Here is a 21,962-nt window from a genome sequence, read left to right as displayed (position 1 = left end):
CTTTCTAGACCTTAACCGCCTTATACCATGACTAAACTTTCTACAGCCCCTCCCTTAACTGGCTCTGGTTTACTCAGACCGCAAACGTATGAGCGTTACCTTTCCCTTGACGTGCTCCGTGGCCTCACTATTGCGCTGATGGTGGTGGTGAACAACCCCGGCAGTTGGGGCAGCATTTACGCGCCTTTCAAGCACGCGGCCTGGCACGGCTTCACGGTCACCGACCTGGTGTTCCCTTCCTTCCTCTTTGTGGTGGGCAATGCCATGAGCTTCAGCATGCGCAAGTTCGAAAGGCAACCCGACAGCGTATTCCTGCGCAAGGTCCTGAAGCGTACGGCCCTTATTTTCCTGATCGGCCTGTTTCTTAACCTCTTCCCATTTGTTACCCGCACAGAAGGGGTTATAGTGATGAAAGACTTCACCGCGGTGCGTATTATGGGCGTGCTGCAGCGCATTGCACTGTGCTACTTCATCGCCTCGCTGGCCGTGCATTACCTCAAGTTCAAAGGAGCCGCTATTTTCAGTGTGGTGGTACTGTTTGGCTATTGGGCGGTGATGTACTTCTTCGGCGACGCTGCCGACCCGTATAGCCTCGCCGGCAATGCCGCCCGCAAATTTGATGACCTGATTATACCTGAAACCAACCTCTACAAAGGCTTCGGCATACCGTTCGATCCGGAAGGATTGCTGAGCACGCTGCCTGCCACGGTGAACGTAATTGCCGGTTACTTTGCCGGTCTGTTCATCCAGAAGAGCGGCAACAATCTGTCAACTGTATTTAAGCTGATGGTAGCCGGTGCCGCACTGGTGGCCATGGCCTTGGTGTGGGACATCTACTTCCCGATCAATAAGCCAATCTGGACGAGCTCTTACGTGCTGCACTCGGTAGGTCTGAGCGTAATGCTGATCGCTGGGCTGATGCTGGTGATAGAGGTGCTGGGCTTTGTGAAGTGGTCTTACTTTTTTGAGGCCTTCGGCAAGAACCCGCTCTTCATCTTCGCCTTCGCCACGCTGGTGATCAAGCTCCTCAACTTCATTCGCATAGGCGACATGAGCTTGCAGAAGTGGCTTTATACAAAACTCTTCCTGAGCTGGTCCGAAGGAGAAGCCGCTTCCCTAATGTTCGCCCTCGCCTATATGCTTACCATGTGGGTGATCGGCTTCTGGATGGATAAGAAGAAGATTTATGTGAAGGTATAAGTATACCTTATACCTGTGTTCAAAAGCCTGTTCCTTCGTTGGGACAGGCTTTTTTTGTACCCAGCCCCAATGTCGTCGACTTAGGTACTTATCTGTCATTTCGAACAAAGTGAGAAATCTGAAATATTGCCACTACTTTAAATTGATCCAGATTTCTCCATTCTGTCGAGATGACAATTGAGACAGATTATTTCTTAATTTGACTGCACGGGTCAAGCATTATTCCAGAAATCTCATCAACCTTAGCAGTGAGTGCTCCCTTTTTGATCCTGAAAATCCCGGTTCTGACAGTTCTCAATATTTCAAAAAATAATATATATTTGGCTTTTAGCTATCAAAAACAAACGAAATGCTTAAGGAGGAACGGCAGGCTTTTATCATCAAGCAGATTAACTTGCACAACAAAGTGCTTTCATCAGATTTGAGTTTAAAACTCAATGTATCAGAGGATACGGTTAGAAGGGATTTAAACGAGCTGGCAGAAAGTGGCCAGATTTTGAAAGTACACGGTGGCGCTCTGTCCAAGTCCTTCCATTACCCATTCGGGCAGTCAGAGGTATACGCCAAGGAATCGAAGAAAGAAGTGGCCCGCAAGGTTATTAACCTGCTGAAAGACGGCATGAGCGTATTGGTCGGCGGTGGCACGACCATGATCGAAGTGGCCCGCATGATTCCCGATACCCTGCGCTGCACCTTCTTTACCGTAAGTCCGCTGGTGGCGCTGGAGCTAGCCGAACGTCCGAACATCAACGTGATTCTGCTGGGCGGACAGCTCTCCAAGAACTCTCATATCATGATCGGCGCGCAGGTGGTGAACCAGCTTTCCGAGATCAAGGTAGATCTTTGCATCCTCGGCACGAACTCCCTTTCCATAGAAGACGGCCTCACCGATTCCGACTGGGAGGTAGTGCAGGTGAAGAAAGCCATGATTCGCTCGGCCAAGAAAACGGTCATCATGAGCATCGCTGAAAAGCTTGGATCCGACCAGAACATGAAAATCTGCGACCTCAACTCCATTCATTATCTAGTGACGGATTTGAGACCGGAAGATGCGAGTCTGAGAGAGTATGCTGCGGTAGTTGAGGCAATTTAAAAATAATAGTCATTTCATATGAAACTGATCCAATTGACCATCCTACTGTCTGGTGTTCTGTTCTTCGCCTCTTGTAAGGACGACGCTGCCGAACCTATTGATTTAACCGGTGACTGGCAATCGACGAGTATTCATGTAAAAGGGAAATTACAGGAGGACATCAGTAACTCGACTTGGTTGCTTTTGAAAAAAGATAACCTATTTCAGAGGAACTATGTCGTAGGCAGATGGTCTTTAAACGAGAAAAACCTCGCGCTTTCTCCCAATGCAGATTTATCAATTCAGCCAATGTACTACAAGGTTGTAAACTTTTCAGGCGCATCCATGACTTTGGAGATCACCTTGACCGAGCAAGCGTATGGCTGGGACTTTGAAGACGTTGAGCCCAATGAATTGATTACTGTCACCGAAGTATATAGCAGGAGGTAGTATCTGTTGGCAAAATAAAGCCTGAAGAAGGTATAGAAAATAGAGGGGCCCGTTCTTGCGAGAACGGGCCCCTCTATTTTTATGGCTAGGTTATACCTACAAACACTCATCCAGCAGGTACACGATCGACTCATAATTACGGCCGACAGCCTCCGTCATGGCCATTTCGCAGGTCTTTCCTGAAGAGTAATAGCCGTCGTACTCGCGCTGTTTTACTTCGGCAGCTTCGGGTGCAGTGGCAGAAGCCGTGAGCTCCGGTACCAGGAAGCCCCGGTCGCCAGCCATACCGCAGCAACCCGCATGCATCGGCACAGTCACCTCTTCGGCCAGTTGCCTGGCTATACCTACAAAGCGGGCTTCGAGCCCCATCTTTTGAAGCGAGCAAACCGGGTGCAGCACCACATTGGCTTTCTTGCGCTGCACAGTGGCCTGCGGTAAGATGAAGTCGGCGATGTAGTCGATGCTGTCGATGATCCTGATCGCATCAAACTTGGCCTTGTTCTCAGCGGTGAGTACCGGGCGGCAGTTCTGTAGCGTCTGTGTACAGGATGTGATATCCAGCACGAGCGGCAGACGGCCTTTATCGGTCCACTGCCATACCTTCTCTATCGTTTCGTTAGCGGTGTAAGCGTAGGCCTGGCTATACCCTTTCGAAGAGAAGATCTGTCCGCAGCAGGCGCCTTGCACATTCTCCGGAATCGTAAACTTGAGCCCTACCTTATCCGAAACGCTCTTGAACGTGTCGATGATGTTTTTCTTGCCTGGCTCGGCAGCACCCATGGTGCGCGAAATGCAGGTCGGAAAGTAGACGACGGCAGCCTCTGCTACAGGCGTTGTGGCGTTGGCCATCGATTTGGCTATACCTGGCGCAGGGGCCAATTGCTTGGTCCAGAGCGGGAAAGACGGAATCATGTCCTTCACTTCTTCTGTCAGTCTGGAGAGTGTATTAGCGCCCAACAGTTTGTTAACACCCGCCCCTGCCTGCAAACCAAACTTCACGCTCGCGGCAACAGGTTTAAAGTTCTTGGCTACCATCAGCGCCACCTGGTTGGCCATTTCGCTGTGGTTCTCGCGGCGCAGGCGCTTAATTAGATCACCAGTGTTGATATCGACCGGGCAGGCCGTGGCGCAAAGGCCGTCTACGGCGCAGGTGTCCAGGCCATCGTACTGGTATTGCTTGAGCAGTTCCTTATGCTCTTTTCGTTTTCCTTTGCGTTGTAGGTTGAGCAGCTCGCGACGCACCACAATGCGCTGACGTGGCGTAAGCGTGAGGTTGCGGCTTGGGCATTTGTGCTCACAGAAACCACATTCCATGCAGCGATCCACTTCCTCCTCCACCTTTGGCAGGTCTTTCAGGTTCCGGATGTGCGCGTTTTGGTCGTGGTTAATGATGACACCCGGATTAAGCAGGTTCTCAGGATCAACGACCTGCTTGAGCGTCTTCATGATGCGGTATACCTCCGGTCCCCATTCCGTCTCCACAAAAGGCGCCATGTTACGACCCGTGCCGTGCTCGGCTTTCAGGGCGCCCTGGTATTTCTTCACCACCAGCTTCACTACCTCTTTCAGAAAGCGGTCGTAGCGGGTGACTTCGGCCGGCGTATCAAAGGCCTGGGTCACCACAAAGTGGATGTTGCCGTCTTTGGCGTGACCGAAAATGATCGCGTTGTGGTATTCGTGCTTGCGGAAAAGCTCCTGCAGATCCAGGATAGCGTCGCCAAGCTGGGCAACCGGCACGGCAATGTCTTCGAGCAATACGGTGCTGCCGCTGGCGCGCACCGCACCCACGGCCGGGAACATGCCTTTGCGAACTTTCCACAGCAAGGCCTGCTCGATCGGATCGGTGGTGAAGACGGGTTGCTCCAGCAAAGCCAGCTCCGGTGCCAGCGCCATGAAGTTCAGAATCTTCTCCTGAACCTCTTCCGGCGTATTCGCCTGAAACTCTACCAGTAAGGCAGCGGCTGTTTCGGGCAAGGTTTTGATCACAGCCGGCACCCCCTCCATGTGCTCGATAGAGCGCAGTGAGGCCCGGTCCATCAGTTCCACCGCTTCGGCGCCAGACTCCGTGAGCGGCACGATGGCCTGGCAGGCGGCGTAGATGTCGGGGAAGTAAAGCAGGGCTGTTGATTTGGCTGGATAATCGGGCACGGTTTGCAGCACGGCTTCGGCAATGAAGCCCAGCGTGCCTTCCGCCCCGATCAGCAGATGCGCCATGATGTCGAGCGGGTGCTCGTAATCGATGAAGGCGTTGACCGAATAGCCAACCGTGTTCTTGGTCTTATACTTGTGCCGGATCAGGTAGTGCAGCTCCGGGTTGTTGCGAATCTGCTGCTTCAGTCGCTGCAGTGTCAGGTATAGCTCCGGGCATTCCTCACTGAAGCGCAGGTAATCGATCTGCTTTTCGGTAGTATAGCACTGGCCGTTTGGCAGGACAAAGCTGATATACCGGGTCGTGTGGTAAGAGTTCTTGCTCACGCCGCAGCACATGCCACTGGCGTTGTTGGAGAGGATACCGCCCATCATGGCCGAGTTGATGCTGGCCGGGTCGGGCCCGATCTTGCGCTTGTACGGTCGCAGGTGCGCATTCACAATCGCACCAATCACGCCGGGCTGGACCCTTACCTGAGCTCCCTCCTGCTCTACCTGCACCTTGTTCCAGTATTGGCTTAGGTCTACCAGTATACCGTCTGTGATAGACTGCCCCGAAAGGCTGGTGCCGGCCGTGCGGAAAGTAAGCGGCACCTTATGTTGGTGCGAAAAGGCAAATAACTGTTTGATCTCCTCTACCGACACCGGCTGCACCACGGCCTTAGGCCTCAGGTAATAAAAGCCCGCGTCAGAAGCGTAGGACACGACATCGATCTGGCGTGCCCGTATGCGCGCTTTTGGCAAAATGCTCTCCAAAAGCAATGCTATATCCATAGAAGATAGAATCTTAATAAGTAGTCTGTTTTACTTTGGTGCCACGCTCGGCCTCTTCCAGGGCGTCCATCATCAAACCGCCGCCTGGCTTACTTGTTGCCAGCAGCATGATGAAGGTAAGGGCCGCGTTGATCACGATCAGCTCAAAGCCCATGGCGTAACCGGTCCAGCTAAGCGAATTTGTATCCAGTACATACGTCAGGATTGGGGAGATAATGCAGATGTAAGGCACCAGCTTGTCGGCCACGGCACGTTTGTTGGCCATACCGAAGGCGAACAAGCCCAGCAGCGGACCATAGGTATAGCCGGCCGCTTTGAAGATGGCGTTTACCACCGAGTCGTCGTTGATGATCTTGAACACAAGGATCACCAGCAGCATTACCACCGAGAAACCAATGTGCACCAGGTGACGGGTACGTACCAGCTTCACATCGTCGTGATTAGCCTTTTTGGTGAAGTTCAGGAAGTCTACGCAGAAAGAGGTTGTAAGCGCCGTAAGGGCCGAGTCCGTTGTAGCGAAAGTAGCCGCCGTCAGGCCTAGCATGAAGATAATGGCCGGAATCATGGCCATGTGGTTCAGGGCGATTTCCGGGAAGAGGTGGTCAGGTGTTGCCAGCGCCGTAACGTCGATGCCATTGGCCTCTGCATACATGTAGAGCAGGGCGCCCACACTCAGGAAGAAAATGTTGATTGACACGAAAACAGCCGTAAAAGAGAGCATGTTCTTCTGCGCCTCTCCGATGTTCTTACAGCTCAGGTTTTTCTGCATCAGGTCCTGGTCGAGGCCCGTCATGGCAATGGTCACGAAAATACCGCCGATGAAGTGCTTCAGGAAGTGGCTTTTCGAACCCAGTAAATCTTCCCAGAAGAACATTTTGGAGTAAGAGCTGTCTTTCACCGCCTCAAAGGTCTGCACTACGTTTAGGTCGAGGCTATTGGCGATGAAGATGATGGAAAAGATAACAGAGCCGATGATGAACACAGTCTGCAGCGTGTCGGTGATCACGATGGTTTTCAGACCGCCTTTGTGAGTATAGAGCCAGATCAGGACAAGGCAGATCGCCACCGTGGCCACAAAAGGCACGTTCCAGGCGTCGAAAATAAAGCGCTGCAGCACGATGGCCACCAGGTATAGGCGGAAAGCTGAGCCAATGGTGCGCGACACCAAAAAGATCATCGCACCGGTTTTATAGCTCCAATAGCCAAACCGTTTCTCCAGGTAGGTATAGATCGAGATCAGGTTCATGCGGTAGTAGAGCGGCAGGAGCACGAAGGCGATCAGGATAAAGCCAACCGTGTTGCCGAGCACAAACTGGAAATAGCCGAAACTACTGTTGACTACCGCTCCCGGCACCGATATGAAGGTCACACCTGAAAGTGCGGTACCGATCATACCGAAGGCCACGAAGTACCACTTCGAGTTGCGGTTGGCGATAAAAAAGCTGGAGTTGTCTGACGCCCCTCTCGAAGTGTAGTAGGATATACCTATCAGTACCGCGAAGTAGCCGATCAGGAACGATAATAGAATGGCTGGAGACATATTATAATTTTTTAATCATTCGCGAAAAGCGTACAAAGCGGTGAGACTTATGCCTGCTCGTCTGCATAGGATTGTAAGTTAATAAAGTTTTGCCTAATTGGCGGTACTGTTGGTTCGTTTACCTCTAATCGGCCCTTCAGGCTTTTCAGCCACGCGATGTCTGATGCTATACCTAGTTTCCTTCTCCCAAAAAGGCCGGAAGCTTGCTGTTACCATTGAGCAGGTATAGACACTGGAGCATCGGTATACCTGTGCAAGATTGACACGTCCCTGCCCTTCTCTTCATCGAGGGTCCCTACCCCAAGGGGGATTTTTGGGTAGCTCCTATACCGAAGGTATAAGCCTTGTAATTTCTGTTCTGCAATACCGCCCCCCTTACCCCTCCTTGCCTAAAGTGGGGAATTTGGTGCTGCCAGTTCAGAGGCATAGGCGCTTTAGCACAGACCACTGGCAGGTATAGCAAGACTAACTTGCACGGAGTCAACGCAGCAACGAGGGGTGCCAGGTGCACCAAATGACGCTCCACTGTTCGAGCGGTCAGCGAGTGGGGGCAGGGGCCCTCTATACAAAATCGTCTTGACTTTTTTGCTTACTGGGGGTAGGGGCCCTCGATTTTTGTGTCAAGACAAAAAGTAGGTCCCCGCCGCACAAGCGAAACAGTAGCCCGCCCGGCCAGGGCAAGCTACAAGGCAGAAAAGCATAGGTATAGCCATACTACCAGCCCATATCTGACACTGACCCAGAGGCTACACGATAGCAGACCCGAGCGTTGATGCGCGCGCCATCAAGCCTACCTTACTTCGAAACAACCACACTCGCGACCGCCTTACGTACACTGCCGTGCTTCTCGAGCAGAGCAGCAGCCGTTGACTCATCGGTTCCGGTCTCAGCCATCACCATGCGCACACCGCGGTTGTAAAGCTTGTGGTTGGTCAGCTGCATATCCACCATCTTGTTGCCACGCACGCGGCCAAGTTGGATCATCACTGCCGTGCTGAGCATATTGAGCACCAACTTCTGGGCAGTGCCGGCTTTCATGCGGGTACTGCCTGTTACGAACTCAGGACCCACCACTACCTCTACCGGGAACTGCGCCTCTGCCGCTACCGGGCTACCGGAGTTGCACACGATACAGCCTGTTGCCAGACCATATTCGTTGGCTGTGCGCAAACCACCGATTACGTAAGGTGTTGTGCCAGAAGCTGCTATACCTACGATCACGTCATTTTCGCCAAGTCCGTATTCTTTCAGGTCTTCCCAAGCCTGGTCAAAGTCATCTTCAGCAAATTCCACCGCTTTGCGAATGGCTGAGTCGCCACCGGCGATGAGGCCTACTACCATGTCAAAGGGAACGCCAAAGGTTGGAGGGCATTCGGATGCGTCCACCACGCCCAATCGGCCGCTGGTACCGGCACCGATGTAGAACAGTCGGCCGCCTTTTTTCATGCGCTCGGCTACTACTGTGGCCAGCTTTTCGATCTGTGGCAGGGCCTTTTCTACGGCTAGGGGTACTGTTTTGTCTTCCCGGTTGATGTTCTCCAGCACTTCTCTCACTGACATCTTTTCCAGGTTGTTATACCTCGAGTCTTTCTCGGTTGTAATTTCCATTATGTGTAAGTATAAATCCTTCAAAATTGACCGCTATACCTGTGGGGCTATACCTTATTTGGCAGGCACATACTCCAGGCAGGCGATCTTCCCATCCATTGTGCTCACGATCACACGGTTCTTGCCAAGCGGCATCACCGGGTTCATAAGACTGTTTGAACTCTTGTATCTCCAAAGCACCTCCCCGTTCTGGCGGTCGAGCGCGCTCACCAAACCAGAGTGTGAAGGTACCAATACGACCTTATTATGCTCGACGATTGCCGATGGAGCCAGCTCGTAAGGTAGCTGCAGCGTCGATTTCCAGTCTACCTGCAGGGCGTTGGCCGAAGTGGAGACGCCGTATACCTGTCCATCCATGGTCTTCACGTAGACCAGCTTGCCGTCGGCCGAGATGCCCATCGACTCCCGCACACGGCCTTCCTTCATTTGCTCACGCCAGACCACTTCGCCTGTGCTGGCGTCCAGAGCAGTCATAAAACGGTCGGGAGCCACGATGAAGATGCGACCATTGGCGGCAACCGGATAGCAGGCGGCCGGTGAGAACATGCGGTTGCTGGAACCGTTGCTCCATTTCCAGGCCAGCTGACCTGTTTCGGCGTCAAGGGCATAAAACTCGTTGCCCCAGCTGCCGAAGTATACCTTGCCCTGGTACAAAAGGGGCTTGGTCACCACAAAGTTATTCACCTGGTCGAAATCCCAGCGCAATTTACCGGTTTTCAAGTCAAGTGCACGGAAATGCCCGTCAGAAGCACCGATATAGACTACGCCTTTTTCAATCAGCGGAGAGCCCAGTACGGGTCTGTTGGCAGCAAATTTCCAGACCAGTTTGCCCGTGGCGGCCGAGAGGCAGTAAATGTTGTCATCAGAAGAGCCCACCACCACTAAGCCGTTGGCCACGGCTGGCGTGGAGTAGATTTTACCCTTTGTATGGTAGGCCCATTTGCGCTTTCCGGTTTTGCTATCCAGCGCATATACCTGACCGGTGGTGTTGGTGGCGATCACCAGGTTTTTGTACGTAGCCGTTCCTGCGCCCACGTCGCTATCGTCATGGTACTCCCAGACCAGCTTCACGTTCGGAAATAGTGTGTTTACAACAAAAGAAGGCCGGTGGTGCCTGGTTGGGTCATTTGCGAAATCATGCTTCACGAGCGGCACTTCCAGCCACTTCGGTAGCGTCTCTATACCTGGCTTGCGTACCTCGAAACTGGCTTTGCCGTCGGCAAAAGTCACGATATTATACCCGCCAACCGGGTCTTTGGCCCGCAGGTTAGAGCGGCCCATCACGGCAGGTATGCCGTCGTAGCTAAACTTGCGGTTACCGTGCCCGTGCCCATGCAGGATCAGTTGTGTATTGCGGGCGCGCAGCTTGTCGGTTACATCGTACCAGTTGTTGAGGGAAGAGTCCTGCGGGTAGTGGTTCAGGAAGATGACCGGAGTTTCAAGATCAGGCAGGCGGTTGAGCACCGAATCGAGCCACACAATATCCTCGCGTGGTATCTGGCCAGGCCCCATGCGCAGGTTCGGTCCGGAACCGGTGCCGACAAAGAGGTAGCCATTGTGCGTGAAGGCAAATTTCTCGGCCCCGAAAATCACCCGGAAGCTGTTGCTGCCACTCTCCGACCAATTGGTGTCGTGGTTGCCGGGTAGAATGTACCAAGGTTTTTTGATGGTATCGAAAATTTGCTTGGCCAGTTTCAGTTCCTCGTCAGAACCAAACTCGGTGATATCGCCTGTGATGACCACAAACTCAAGATTGGGGTTGGCGTTGATGTCGGAGATGGTGCGCTCGAGGTCTTCCTGCGCGGTTGGGTTGCCGATGTGGGTGTCGGATACGAAGGCGAACTGAAAGGACTGTGCCTGGCAAAGACTGGAAACGAGAAGGAAAGCGATGAACGCTACATACCTTTGTATTTTCATTGATTCAAGGTATTGGTAAAACAAAAGGACCCAGCCATACAAACCAAAAATGTACCCATCCTGCCCATGCTGCTCTTGATTGGATAACTAGCGCAGAAAACCGCACAAAAGCGCATGGGCAAAACGAATACTGTCCCTTTATTTATGTTAAAAATAAGACGCATAATTTGTTAGTCCAAATTTTTTCGCAAGTTTTTTTCTAAAACCGGCAAGAACATGCAAAAACGATGCTTTTTTAGTGTTTCCTATTGGCTGTTATACCTGCACAAACCTGCAACATAACCACGAAGTCCTGCATCTAGTTCGCTTTTATAAGCTGCCTGTAACGCGGCAGTTCTTCATACAGCCCTTTGCCCGGGCAAGTCGTCTGGGCAAAATCCTTATGCCCGCCCAAGCTGTCGGCAGGTATAGCAAAGCGCTTCGCCAAAGCCGGCACCAGTTTTTCGAGCGTTTCTAGCTGAGCCGGTGTGATGGCCTCCTTCTCAAAGTTGCCCTCTACCACCACCAGCAGGTGGCCCGCCGGGTCGTAACTCGTATTCGAGTCGCCGGCATAGTTCAGGTCCCGCGCCTCCCCTACAGCTCCGTGCACGTCCACATAGAGGTGATAAGGCACATCGGCCCAAGCCGGTTTCATGCGGCCATCCGCCAAGGGATTCTCGCCCTGCGAGAATTTCTGCAGGTTGCGCAGTTTTTCAGCCAGGCTACGGTCGAACAACTGCGGCACGCCGGTATGGTGTATCGTTAGTCGTGTAAGCTTATGCGGCCGCATCGGCAGCACCGGGTCATTGGCTCCCCACTCCTCCCGCGACAGGAACGTGATGCCTTCCGGGATCAGCGGCGTGTTGGAGGTGGCAACCGGCTTTTGGCAACCCATCAGCCCGGCCAGGGCACACACCAGTATCAGTATCTTTTTCATTTGGTTCTTTTCTTTTTCAAGGCACAGGTATAGCGCCCTAGTTGTTATTTCTTCTTTTGCTCCAGCAGCTCGTCCAGCCTGACAAACTGATAGCCTTTCTGCTCCAGTAGCGTCATCATCTCATCGAGACGATGATAGAACTTGTCCTCCCGCCTGGGGTCAGTGCCGATGTGCAGAAGCAGCATGAAGCCATTCAACCCGTTCCGGTCTTTCGTCTCGTAAGCCAGAATAGACTGCAGCACCGTCTCGGAGTCCACATACCGGTTGCCCATTTCGGGGTAGGTATAGTCTGCGGCCGAGCGGGTGCCAGGAGAAAAATTCACCAGCTGCAAGCCTTCCGCCTCGGTCCAGTTAGCGATGCTGCGATTATACCATTCGTAAGGCGGCAGAAAGTAAGGCGCGTCTGACACCTTCACCCCAAAGGCTTCCATGCGCTTGTAATTCATCCACAGGTCCTCGCTGAACTGCTCCCTCGTGACCAGCAGACTGTCGCGTTTGGTCCAGCCGCAGTAGAGCAGGTGCTCATCGGAGTGCGCCCCCAGGTAATGTCCCTCTTTTTTCAGCCCCCGGATCAGAAGTTTGAAAGCAGGATTCCGGTAAAAGCGGCCCGTGAGGAAAAAGGAGGCTTTGGCCTGGTGCTTCTTCAGCGTTTGCCTGATTATCTCCCCTCCGTCCGCAAATTCATCACCCGTAAAGATGAGCGCGATTTGCCGAAGCGTCGTGTCGCCCCGGATGATGGCGCCGTGGCGGTCAATGATTACTTTTTTGCCTGACTCCCCTCCCGCGAGCTATACTCTTTGGAGGCCAGCAGGTAGATCAGCGAGGCAGTCCCGTCCATGGTCGGTTCGTTGGTGCTGTAGTCGCCGAAGTCGTCGTGGTAGACGGCCAATTTAGACTGGAACTCGGCGTAGGCGTCCTCATTGTAGAGCTTCAGGTGCTGCAGGTTGTTAAAGATGCTGCCATACACCGGTCCGTCTACTAAGCCACCATCAATAGGGTACTTGTTCAGTCGGGTGAAGGCCGAGTGTGGGTCTATAGGCGTGTCGCCGTGGGCGGGCAAGCCATACACCATGCTCGTGCCCCAGGGGTTCACGCCGAACAGCCAATCGAAGTTTGCCTGCTCCAGCTCCGCGTAAGTCTGATCGCCTGACAGCTGGCGATACAAAAAGCTTTGGATGGCGAAAGAAGTCGTCAGGTTATTAGAGCACCAGATAAAGGGCACCCCACGGTAAAAGGCGTTCTTCTTGGCCTTGGCGTATACCTTCTCTATACCTTCCTTGTAGAAACCGATCAGCTCTGCCTTTGTCTTGTCGTCTGACTTCTTGGCCAGCTCAAAGTGCCCGAAGTTGTGGAACGGATACCACTGGTAATGGCGGGCCGTGTCCGCGCCCATCCACGGTGTCACCTTTTCCTGAAGTCCGTAGGTATAGGCCTGCTTGAAAAACTCCTGCTTGCCGGTCAGCTGGTAAAGCGCCGCTGCGCCCAGTTGCATATCGTCTACCCAGTTATCCTCTTCATAGAAATAAGGCGCCCTGTTGGGAGCAGTCTGGGCTACACCCGGCTTAGCAAGACCGAGTTTGTAGGCCGATTGTGCCTTCTGCGTAAACAGGGTGGACAAGTTCTGGTCTTTGGAGCTATAGATCTGCGCAGCCAGACCAAAGGCACTCGTAAATTTGCCTGCAATCGAGGCTACGCCTGTTGCCCGGTTCTTGTACTTGCCCAGGCCCTGCGGTTCCCCGGAGGCAAAGTATACCGGACGCGGACCTCCACCACCCATGCCATAGTCAACCGGATCATTGGTAGGCAGGCGCATGCCCTGGTGATCTCTATCGTCGGCCAATTGGTTGAACAGCCAATCTTCGCGCGGGTGCATTTTCAGGAGCCAGTCCAGTCCCCACTTTGCCTCGTCGAGTACGTCGGCTACGCCGTTGGTGCCTTCCAGCCCGTTGGCCTGGTGCTTGTCCGTAAACACGCTCGGGAAATCGCGGTAAGCGGCCAGCAGGTGGTAGGTAGCATTGGCCGAGGTAGTAGCATACTGCAAATAGTCAGAAGCATCATGCCAGCCACCCGACACGTCGATGATCGTGCTGTCGGGCATCGGGCCATACATGGTATAGCCGTCATGAACATGGCAAGAGTCTTTCAGGTAAGGGTTGAAACCGCTGCGTTGCTGGCGCATGTAACGGAGCGCGAAGTCGGCCGTGCCTTCGTACACATCCGCACCAATCCTAAACTCCGGCGACTTGGCAGCCCCGGCCTGTAGGTAGTAAGTACCAGGTTTGTTGAACGACGTAAAATTCAGACGGTAAGACTCTTCAAAGGGACCATAGGTACCAAAATCATCACCCGCCTTGCCCTTGAACACCACTTTATTGGTAGTGACATCAACGAGCTGGAAGCGCTTGAGCTTTCCTTTCGACTTGCTTCCCCATACGGCCACCTTGATACCTTCCGGAGTATAGCCCAGTTGGTTGATGCGGATCCAGGCTGGCCCTGCTGCGGCGATTGCCTGCTCCTCAAAATCCGGGGTGGCCTTGTTGGAAAAAGCGATGGCATTGGCTGCCAAAACGAGGGCCGCCAGCACCAGCCCCACTACTGTCTTTTTTTTGTTCATGTCTTACGTTTTTTCCGGAGGTTTCTGATTTTATGATGTCTGCTATACCTAGCGAACTTTTTTCAGGTACACATTAGAAGGCGCACTCTCATTCTTGAGTCGGTCAATGGAGGTCACCACGTATTTGTAAGTCTTCCCGCGCTCGGCCGTCTCGTCAAAGAAGCCCAGTTCGTAATCGTTAAACTGAATGCGGCGTATGTTGCGGGCGTGCTCCAGGTTGATCGGTTCGTTCTCGTCGAAGCGGTACACCACAAAGCCATACACGTCCTCCTCCTGGTCCGGGTAGTCCCACCGGATAATTGCCTTACGCAGACGCGGGAAAACGAGCAGGAACTTGTCTTCACGTACGCTTTCTGGTTGGGCGGGCTTGGCCATACCTAGCCAGGGCATAACGGGCTGCAGGGCCGGGTATCGGTAAAGGTCATGCTGCAGCGAGTCGCGGAAACCAGCCAGGTTGTTGGTGAGTGAGCGGGAGCTGAAGTACACGCTGCCCTGCACACGCGGATTGGCGCTCAGGTAGCGTACCTGGTTGGGCAGTTGCTGCCGGTCGCGCCAGCCCTCGCGGTCTTCCATGGCGCGGTAAACACCCTGACCGATGTACACGTGCTTACCATAAGAGTTGGCGGCCCACCAGTCGAGCAGCTTCTCATAAGGTGCCGGGGTGTAGCCAAATGGGAAGTACAGCTGCGGGTTGATGTAATCCAGCCAGCCTTCCTGCATCCACTTGCGGGCATCGGCATAGAGGGCGCTATACCCTGACAGCCCCCCGCTGCTTTCCGAGCCATTCGGGTCCTGCACCTTGTTGCGCCAGATGGCGAAGGGGCTGATACCGAACTTTACATGTTTCTTTTCTTTCTTGATGGCCTCCGACAGGTCTTTGATCAGCTGGTCCACGTTGTTGCGGCGCCAGTCTTCCACGTTGGCTATACCTTGTTTGTGCAACATGTAGGTGATCGAGTCGGGCAGGGCAGCTTTGCCCGGATATGGGTAGAAGTAGTCGTCGAAGTGAATGCCGTCGATGTCGTAGTTGCGCACCACGTCCATGATCACGTCCACCAGGTAGTGGCGCACCTCAGGCAGACCGGGGTTAAAGTATTTTTTGTCGCCGTAGGTAAAGAACCAGTCGGGCTGAATGCGGGAGATGTGCTCGGTGCTCACCAGGGAGTCGACCAGGCTGGTAGAGGCGCGGTAAGGGTTGATCCAGGCGTGCAGTTCCATGCCACGTTTGTGGGCCTCTTCGATGGCGAACTCCAGCGGATCGTAAAATGGCTCGGGCAATGTGCCCTGCTTGCCGGTCAGAAACATGCTCCACTGCTCACGTCCTTTGGCATAAAAGGCATCGGCTGATGGGCGCACCTGCAGCATCACGGCGTTTATACCTGTTTTCTGGTGGGCGTCGAAGATGTCGACCAGCTCCTGCATTTGCTGCTGGGAGTCCACGCCCTGCTTGGGCTTGGAGGGCCAGTCAATGTTCTGGACCGTGGCGATCCAGACGCCCCTGAACTCGCGCTTGGGGGGGTGCTTTGATACCTGGGCAAAAAGGCTGATCGAACTGAGCAGCAGGGTGGCTAAAAGTGTAAAGTTTCTAATCATTGTTCCGGTTGGGTATGAGGGTGGCTAAAAAAAAGCCCTCCGATAGGTTTAGTAAAGGAGGGACTCTTTCATGGTATAAAACTATTCGTAAGCTAATCTTTCACTGTTGTACTGTTAGGTGAGAATATCCCGATCGGACTAATGTCTATCCGGAGCAAGGAGGAAAATAACCCGGGGCCAGCACACCCCGGGTTTACCACCTTATCTCTCTCTCCAATAATCTATCTGAGCAGCCTTCGGCGTTTCGGCGTAAGCACCACGGATTTGTGTAGTATACACGCGACCCAATGTTGTTACCGAGAAGGACTGCTGAATGTAGGACTTAGAAGTAGCCGGATCGTATTCTGTTCCAGCAGGGAACACCTTGTAGGTATAAGTTCCAGGCTTCAGCTCGACGTAAGGACCATGCTGTTTAAAGGCGAGGCCTTTGCCCAGCTCGTATACTTGAACTGGCTCGGCTGGCTTTGTCTCAGTAGCTGCTACAGCAGAACGAACCGCGTAGGCATCCACAGCGAAAGGCATGTCGGCCATCGTGTTCATAAAGCGCCACCAGATCTTGGTGTAGTCAGCTGGCGGCAGGTTGTCCTCTACCATGAACACTTCATAGCTGGTTGGCGTACCCGCCAGGTAAGCTGAGTAGTGCTTGTTAGCAGCCAGGTTCACAGAAGTGCTAGCCAGTACATCGGCTGTGCCTTTTCCTGCCACGGTGTCAATCGCACTCATGTTGAAAGTACCAGAAGGAACCATCGCGTAGGCGTTACTTGGATATACTGATCCATAAGCGTTGCCCAGCACGATGTTGCTTGTGGTAGTTGGTGCTACAGCGGTCACTTTCTTGCTGTCCAGGTAAAAGTTAGCACGTGGTGCTCCCTCCACCTGGAAGAAGAATTTTACATAGGCGCCGCCTTCCTGCACGGGCTCTGTCACCTCAGGGATGGCGTTTTTCTCGCAGGCTCCTAACATGAGGCCCGCTGCCAAAAACAGGAATGCTCTTTTAAATATCTTCATCATTTCTTTATCGGATTATTCGTGTTTGCTGAACCAAGTTTCATAAGTGTGGTAGTTCTCGTCGTTGCCGCCCAAAGCACGCAGCGCCTCCTGGTTCCACATATACTCTGAGTTGTATCTCGGACGCGCTCTGTAAGCAGGCACTCCCTGGTTAGCAACGTTCAGTGGGCTAGGCAATACAAAGTTTGTATACACTTCACCATCCTGATTGTAGTGGTATCTTCTCATATCTGACCAGGTTTCGAGGAAGCCCCAGCCCCAGGTTGCGATATACTTCTGCAGCATGATCTTAGAAAGCGTCAGGCCGGCAGTAGTCTTAGGCATGATCTCCTCGCTGGCCAGGTAAGCAGCCTTGCGCTGATCGAACATCGCCGGATCCGGTGCATAGGCGCGTGAGAAATCGATGTGTGCTGTTACACCTTTGGTATAGGCATCCAGCGCCACATCATGCTTGCCAGCTATCCAGGCAGCTTCGGCTTTGATGAACTGCAGCTGTGAATAAGTCATCAGCGGGAAAGGAGCTGCGTTACCGAAAATGTAGATCTGGCGCGGCTGTGCAGTAGACGTACCCACAGAACCCCACAGGTTGTTCGGAACCTCCGCAGCAGGTATACCGACTATACCTTTACCTGCACGAATGCCTCTGTACTGACCGTCTGGCGAAGGAGCCAGCATTGCTGTCAGACGAGGGTCTTTCAGGTGCTGACCAGTAAACACAGGATCAGCCTCAGCCAGAGCACCGTCGCGCAGCGTTGGGTTGGTACCATCCAGCAGGCCTACGATGTAGTCAGTCTGGCGGTTAGAAGCGATGTTGTTACGGATCGGTCCGAAGAAGTTTGTATTGGCACTTACTTCTCCCTGGAAGCGGATCATGGCGTTGTCAGCGTTGCTGGCCAACGACAGGTCCACATACTCGATCACTTTGTTCGGGTCGTAAGAGTTCTTGTTTGTCAGGCGATGTGCGTTGATGGCCATCAGACCGTATGCAAACTTCTTCCAGCGGTCACGGTTACCTGCATAGATCAGGTCACCTTTGTTCAGGCCAGAAGTGGCGGCATCCAGCCCGTCGGTACGCTCCAGGTTCCTGATGCCTTCTTCTAACAGGCGCTTTACCTCTGGATAAACAACATTCTGCTCATCAAAGTTGAACACACGCTTGTCAGTATTGAAGGCCTCTGTCATGATGATTGGACCATGGTAGTCTGTGAGAGACTGCCAGCCGTATGCACGCATGATGTGGCCTACGCCTACGAAGTCATACTTCTTGCTGCGCTCACCGCTCTCGATCATGTCCGACAGGTTATAGCCCATGCTCCAGTACACGGCTCTCCAGAGCTGTGCATAGGTGTCAGACAGCGGGTTGCCGTGCAGGTCAATGGCGTTGTCAGCGGCTGTAGAAGCCCAGTTCTGCACATACTGACCGGCAAAGCGTCCGTCCCACTGTACGGCTACTGCCATTTCAGACTGTATTTGCGGGAGGAACAGCTCCGGCTGCAGCAGGGCATCCGGACCGTTCGGGTTTGTATTTACGTCGAGGTAATCTTTACAGCCAGATGCCGAAAACACGCTGGCCGCTATAAGAGAAGCAACTAATATCTTTCTCATTTTCGTCTTAATTAAAATCCTGCTCTAATACCAAAGTTAATTCCTCTTGGCAACGGGAAGTTACCGTAATCGAGGCCGCCACCACCGGCACCACCTACTGCAGCAGAGTTACCGTTCGCAACCGGGTCCAGACCAGAGTAGTTTGTGATCAGGAACAGGTCGGTGCCTGTTACAAACACGTTCAGGTCTTCGATGAACTTAACGCGCTCCATAACGCTGGAAGGCAGGCGGTAATTCAGCGTCACGTCGCGCATACGCACCCAGTTCACGTCCTTCTCGATGAAGCTCTGGTGTGGGTAGATAGAGGCCCAGTAAGTTGAGTTTCTGTACAGGTCGATCGGAATGTTGTTCTGAGTTGGAGTGCCTGTGTTTTCCAGACCGTCTTTCAACACACCTGTCACGATGCGTGGCTCTTCTCTGTTCAGCGTGCGCTTGCTCAGACCATTTACTGTCAGGAAGTGCTCTGTAGCGTTGTACACGTCACCACCCTTGCGGATGTCGAGCAGGAAGTTAAGCGACAGGTTCTTGTAAGTGAAGGTGTTGGTCAGACCGATATTGAAGTCCGGGTTACGGTCACCTACAATCACCCACTCACTGGTGTTCAGGATTGGCAAACCAGTAGAAGGGTTGATTAGCACGTCGCCATTGTCGTTACGCTGGTAGTCATAACCAGTGAAAGTAGTCAACGGACCGCCTACACGTGAACCTACACGCACGTTGCCGTACAGCCAGGTGTCAGAGTTGTAGAACTCCTGCACGTCGCCAGGCAGTTTTGTCAGCTTGCTGTTGTTCTTCGTGAAGTTCATCAGGATGTCCCAAGTGAAGTTGCTGTTCTGAACTGGCGTACCGTTCAGCTGAAGCTCTATACCTGAGTTCTCCATCTCACCGGCGTTGAAGGTCATCAGTACGAAACCAGTTGCGTAGCTCAGACGCAGGTTCTGCACGATCTGGTCAACAGACTTCTTCTTGAAGTAGGTCGCATCGATGCCGAAGCGGTCGTTGAAGAACTTCAACTCTGTACCGAACTCGTAAGAAGTCGTCATTTCCGGACGCAGGTCCAGGCTTGGGCCAGTGAAGCCGTAGCGGAAACCACCACCAGTCGTCATAGCCGTTTCGTAGAACGGACGGATGCTGTACGGACGGGCATCTTTACCTACCTGGGCAATAGAGGCTCTCAACTTACCGAATGACAACACATTCTTGAGACCCTGGAATGGCTCCAGCTCAGTGAACACCAAGCTCATACCGGCAGATGGGTAGAAGAAAGAGTTATTCTGCACGGGCAGCGTAGAGCTCCAGTCGTTACGGCCTGTCAATGTCAGGAAGAGTACGTCGTTGTAGCTGGCGTTGAAGCTACCCCAGGCACCTACCAAGCGGCGCTGCGTGAGGTTGTTGTAAGCACGCTGTGTTGTAAGAGTCGTGTTGTTGATCGAGTACAGGTCTGGCGCCATGAACTGCTCGCCGGTAGCGGCTGCACTGAACGTGTTCCAGTCGTACACGGTGCTACCCAGTTTCAGGTCGGTGCGCAGTTTGTCGTTGAACAGCGTTGGGGCTGTGAACTGAGCATAGTACTGGAACGTCAGGTTGCGGTTCGTGATCACGGCCTGGTCGAAGATACCACCGAATGAACGGCCTGTGTTTGACTCTGGGTGACGCACAATCGTGTTTTTCTCTGTGTAGTAGTCAACACCTGCCTGGCCTACGAGTTTCATCCAGTCTGTCACGTCAGCTGTTAAGCTGGCATTCAGACGATAGCGGTCGGTCAGGGAGTTGAAGATGTTTTTGTTCACGTTGAAGAACGGGTTCTCGATCGCGATAGAATAAGGACCGAAGTCTCTTCTGTTACCGGTTGGCGTCAGGTAATTGCTGGCATCGTCGGTAGATGGCCAGCGCAGCAGCTGCAGCAATGGACCACCGGCACCTCTGAAAGCCTGGTCGTTGTCAGAACGGGTATAGTCGAACGTTACGTCTGTAGAAAGGCGCTTGCTCAACTTAGCCGTGATCGCAGAAGAAAGCGTGATACGCTCCAGTCCCGTGTTCGGGATGAAACCCTTTGCATCGGTGTAAGAACCAGAGATGCGGTACTGAGCCGCCTCGTTGCCGCCCGTGAAGGCCAGGTTGTGCTTGTGTGTGAAGGCGTCATCAAAGAAGTTCTTCACGTTGTCGTAGAACTGCACTTCAGATGAGTAAGGAGCACCGAAGTAAGCAAGGCTCTCGTCACCTTCAGTGGTATAACCGTTGGCACCTCTGTCGTACTTCTGCTGAATTTCAGGGTAACGCACGATGCGATCGATACGGAAGCTGTTGCTGTAGTTGATACGCGGCTTGCCTGCCTGACCACGCTTGGTGGTGATTACGATGGCACCAGAAGCAGCCTCAATACCATAAAGAGCAGCCGCTTCAGGACCTTTCAGTACGGTGATGGACTCAATGTCCTCTGGGTTGATGTCGGCTGCACGGTTGGTAAAGTCAACGCCTCTGTTCTCGAAAGACTTGGAGCTGGCACCGATAGAAGAAGCAAACACACCTGTAGAAGTAGTGTTGTTGCTGATCGGAAGACCGTCTACCACGAACAGTGGCTGGTTGTTGCCGCTCAGGGAGCTGATACCACGGATTACGATAGAAGAAGAAGAACCTGGCAGACCAGAAGAAGCGTTAACTTCTACACCCGCTACACGGCCGGCAAGGCCGTTCACGAAGTTCTCGCGCTGCGTCTGGGCGATGGTAGCACCTTTAACCTCTGTTACGGCATAACCCAAGGCCTTCTTTTCAGCCTTGATACCGAGAGCGGTCACTACTACTTCGTTCAGGCTCTGCTCGTTTGCCTGCAGTGCCACGTTGATCACCGTGTTGGTACCTACTGGTTTCTCAACACCCTTCATACCAATGAAGCTGAACACCAGCACATCGGAAGGCGTCACTGAAATAGAGAATTTGCCATCGGCGTCGGTGTTTGTACCGCGCGGCTGGCCTTTAACAGCTACCGTAACACCGGGCAGCGGGGAATTGTCGGAAGCGGCTGTTACCGTGCCGGTTACAGTTGTGCTTTGGGCACTGGCTGTAAAGTGAAACAGAAGGAAACATATCCCCCATAGGTAACACTGTAATTTTTTCATCATAACTACGTGGCTATTGGTTAAGATTATTGTGGGTAGATTGGTTAATAGGTTATTAAGTAAAACATAAAAATAAATTCTCTTCCGGTTGCCGGACCTTCTGCACTGCAGGAAAACCCTGCAAAATACAATTCATCCGACAGCATGCGATCCTCACCCTTTAGGCATACATTAAACTCACATTAAAGCTAGTAAAAAAGGGCAATAGCACACAGGTTATTGCAATCATATTAGCTAAAAAAGAAAAAAGCAGCAACACTATCCTATACGCAAAAACGCAAATTCATGCATATAAAATTAAACTTATTTTATATAATTTTAAATAATTATTTTAATGTATTGCGTTCTAAGATCATAATCCGCCTTTACTGTCTCTAAAGCTGCATTCATGCTAAAAACTG

General features: G+C 52.7%; 15 protein-coding genes. 4 read left to right on the top strand and 11 right to left on the bottom strand.

The genetic code is table 11. The annotated features are described in order from the left end of the window. Positions 1 to 27 precede the first annotated feature (27 nt). The 3 genes from B0B12_RS17885 to B0B12_RS17875 all read left to right on the top strand — a co-directional run bounded on the left by B0B12_RS17885 (position 28) and on the right by B0B12_RS17875 (position 2,722). Positions 28 to 1,200 (top strand): acyltransferase family protein, encoded by a 1,173-nt coding sequence (locus B0B12_RS17885; RefSeq protein ID WP_076671757.1) that lies wholly within the window; start codon positions 28 to 30, stop codon positions 1,198 to 1,200. Positions 1,201 to 1,549: 349 nt separating this feature from the next. Further along, positions 1,550 to 2,293 carry a DeoR/GlpR family DNA-binding transcription regulator gene (locus B0B12_RS17880; protein WP_076671754.1) on the top strand — a complete coding sequence of 248 codons (744 nt, stop codon included), beginning with the start codon at positions 1,550 to 1,552 and terminating at the stop codon, positions 2,291 to 2,293. Between the two features lie 18 nt (positions 2,294 to 2,311). After that, positions 2,312 to 2,722 carry a hypothetical protein gene (locus tag B0B12_RS17875; protein WP_076671752.1) on the top strand — a complete coding sequence of 137 codons (411 nt, stop codon included), beginning with the start codon at positions 2,312 to 2,314 and terminating at the stop codon, positions 2,720 to 2,722. Positions 2,723 to 2,818: 96 nt separating this feature from the next. Here the strand turns inward: B0B12_RS17875 and B0B12_RS17870 are convergent, their stop codons facing one another. The 6 genes from B0B12_RS17870 to B0B12_RS20630 form a co-directional block, all read right to left on the bottom strand. Next, on the bottom strand, positions 2,819 to 5,644 hold the full coding sequence (locus B0B12_RS17870; protein WP_076671749.1) for an FAD-binding and (Fe-S)-binding domain-containing protein: 2,826 nt from the start codon (positions 5,642 to 5,644) through the stop codon (positions 2,819 to 2,821). 13 nt (positions 5,645 to 5,657) lie between these two features. After that, positions 5,658 to 7,184 carry a sodium:solute symporter gene (locus B0B12_RS17865; protein ID WP_076671746.1) on the bottom strand — a complete coding sequence of 509 codons (1,527 nt, stop codon included), beginning with the start codon at positions 7,182 to 7,184 and terminating at the stop codon, positions 5,658 to 5,660. A gap of 795 nt (positions 7,185 to 7,979) precedes the next feature. After that, positions 7,980 to 8,792 carry an N-acetylmuramic acid 6-phosphate etherase gene (gene murQ / locus B0B12_RS17860; RefSeq protein ID WP_076671743.1) on the bottom strand — a complete coding sequence of 271 codons (813 nt, stop codon included), beginning with the start codon at positions 8,790 to 8,792 and terminating at the stop codon, positions 7,980 to 7,982. A gap of 54 nt (positions 8,793 to 8,846) precedes the next feature. After that, complete coding sequence (locus B0B12_RS17855; RefSeq protein WP_076671740.1) at positions 8,847 to 10,709, bottom strand: outer membrane protein assembly factor BamB family protein; 1,863 nt, start codon at positions 10,707 to 10,709, stop codon at positions 8,847 to 8,849. A gap of 298 nt (positions 10,710 to 11,007) precedes the next feature. Next, positions 11,008 to 11,625: a peptidoglycan recognition protein family protein gene (locus tag B0B12_RS17850; protein ID WP_076671737.1), complete on the bottom strand. Its 618-nt coding sequence runs from the start codon at positions 11,623 to 11,625 to the stop codon at positions 11,008 to 11,010. 44 nt (positions 11,626 to 11,669) lie between these two features. Beyond that, entirely contained in the window at positions 11,670 to 12,272 is a 603-nt protein-coding gene (locus tag B0B12_RS20630) for a polysaccharide deacetylase family protein (protein WP_244554773.1), read from the bottom strand. Between B0B12_RS20630 and B0B12_RS20625 the strand changes: the two genes are divergently transcribed. Further along, entirely contained in the window at positions 12,171 to 12,398 is a 228-nt protein-coding gene (locus B0B12_RS20625; protein WP_244554762.1) for a hypothetical protein, read from the top strand. The two genes, B0B12_RS20630 and B0B12_RS20625, sit on opposite strands and share 102 nt — an antisense overlap. On the opposite strand, the gene B0B12_RS17840 is transcribed toward B0B12_RS20625, so the two are convergent. The 5 genes from B0B12_RS17840 to B0B12_RS17820 form a co-directional block, all read right to left on the bottom strand. Beyond that, the gene (locus tag B0B12_RS17840; protein ID WP_083704291.1) at positions 12,383 to 14,239 is read right to left on the bottom strand and encodes a glycoside hydrolase family 9 protein; all 1,857 of its coding nucleotides are present in this window, start codon (positions 14,237 to 14,239) and stop codon (positions 12,383 to 12,385) included. The two genes, B0B12_RS20625 and B0B12_RS17840, sit on opposite strands and share 16 nt — an antisense overlap. A 48-nt stretch (positions 14,240 to 14,287) precedes the next feature. Beyond that, entirely contained in the window at positions 14,288 to 15,832 is a 1,545-nt protein-coding gene (locus B0B12_RS17835; RefSeq protein ID WP_076671731.1) for a glycoside hydrolase family 10-like protein, read from the bottom strand. Positions 15,833 to 16,033: 201 nt separating this feature from the next. Then, on the bottom strand, positions 16,034 to 16,843 hold the full coding sequence (locus tag B0B12_RS17830) for a DUF4397 domain-containing protein (protein WP_076671728.1): 810 nt from the start codon (positions 16,841 to 16,843) through the stop codon (positions 16,034 to 16,036). Positions 16,844 to 16,855: 12 nt separating this feature from the next. Continuing rightward, a complete protein-coding gene (locus B0B12_RS17825; protein WP_076671726.1) occupies positions 16,856 to 18,445 on the bottom strand; it encodes a SusD/RagB family nutrient-binding outer membrane lipoprotein in 1,590 nt (529 codons plus the stop codon). 11 nt (positions 18,446 to 18,456) lie between these two features. Next, complete coding sequence (locus B0B12_RS17820; RefSeq protein ID WP_076671723.1) at positions 18,457 to 21,564, bottom strand: SusC/RagA family TonB-linked outer membrane protein; 3,108 nt, start codon at positions 21,562 to 21,564, stop codon at positions 18,457 to 18,459. Positions 21,565 to 21,962: the final 398 nt, after the last annotated feature.

It is taken from the genome of Pontibacter indicus (assembly GCF_900156345.1).
Lineage (GTDB): Bacteria > Bacteroidota > Bacteroidia > Cytophagales > Hymenobacteraceae > Pontibacter > Pontibacter indicus.
The sequence above is the reverse complement of the archived record's forward strand: the minus strand, read 5'-3'. Positions and strand labels throughout refer to the sequence as shown.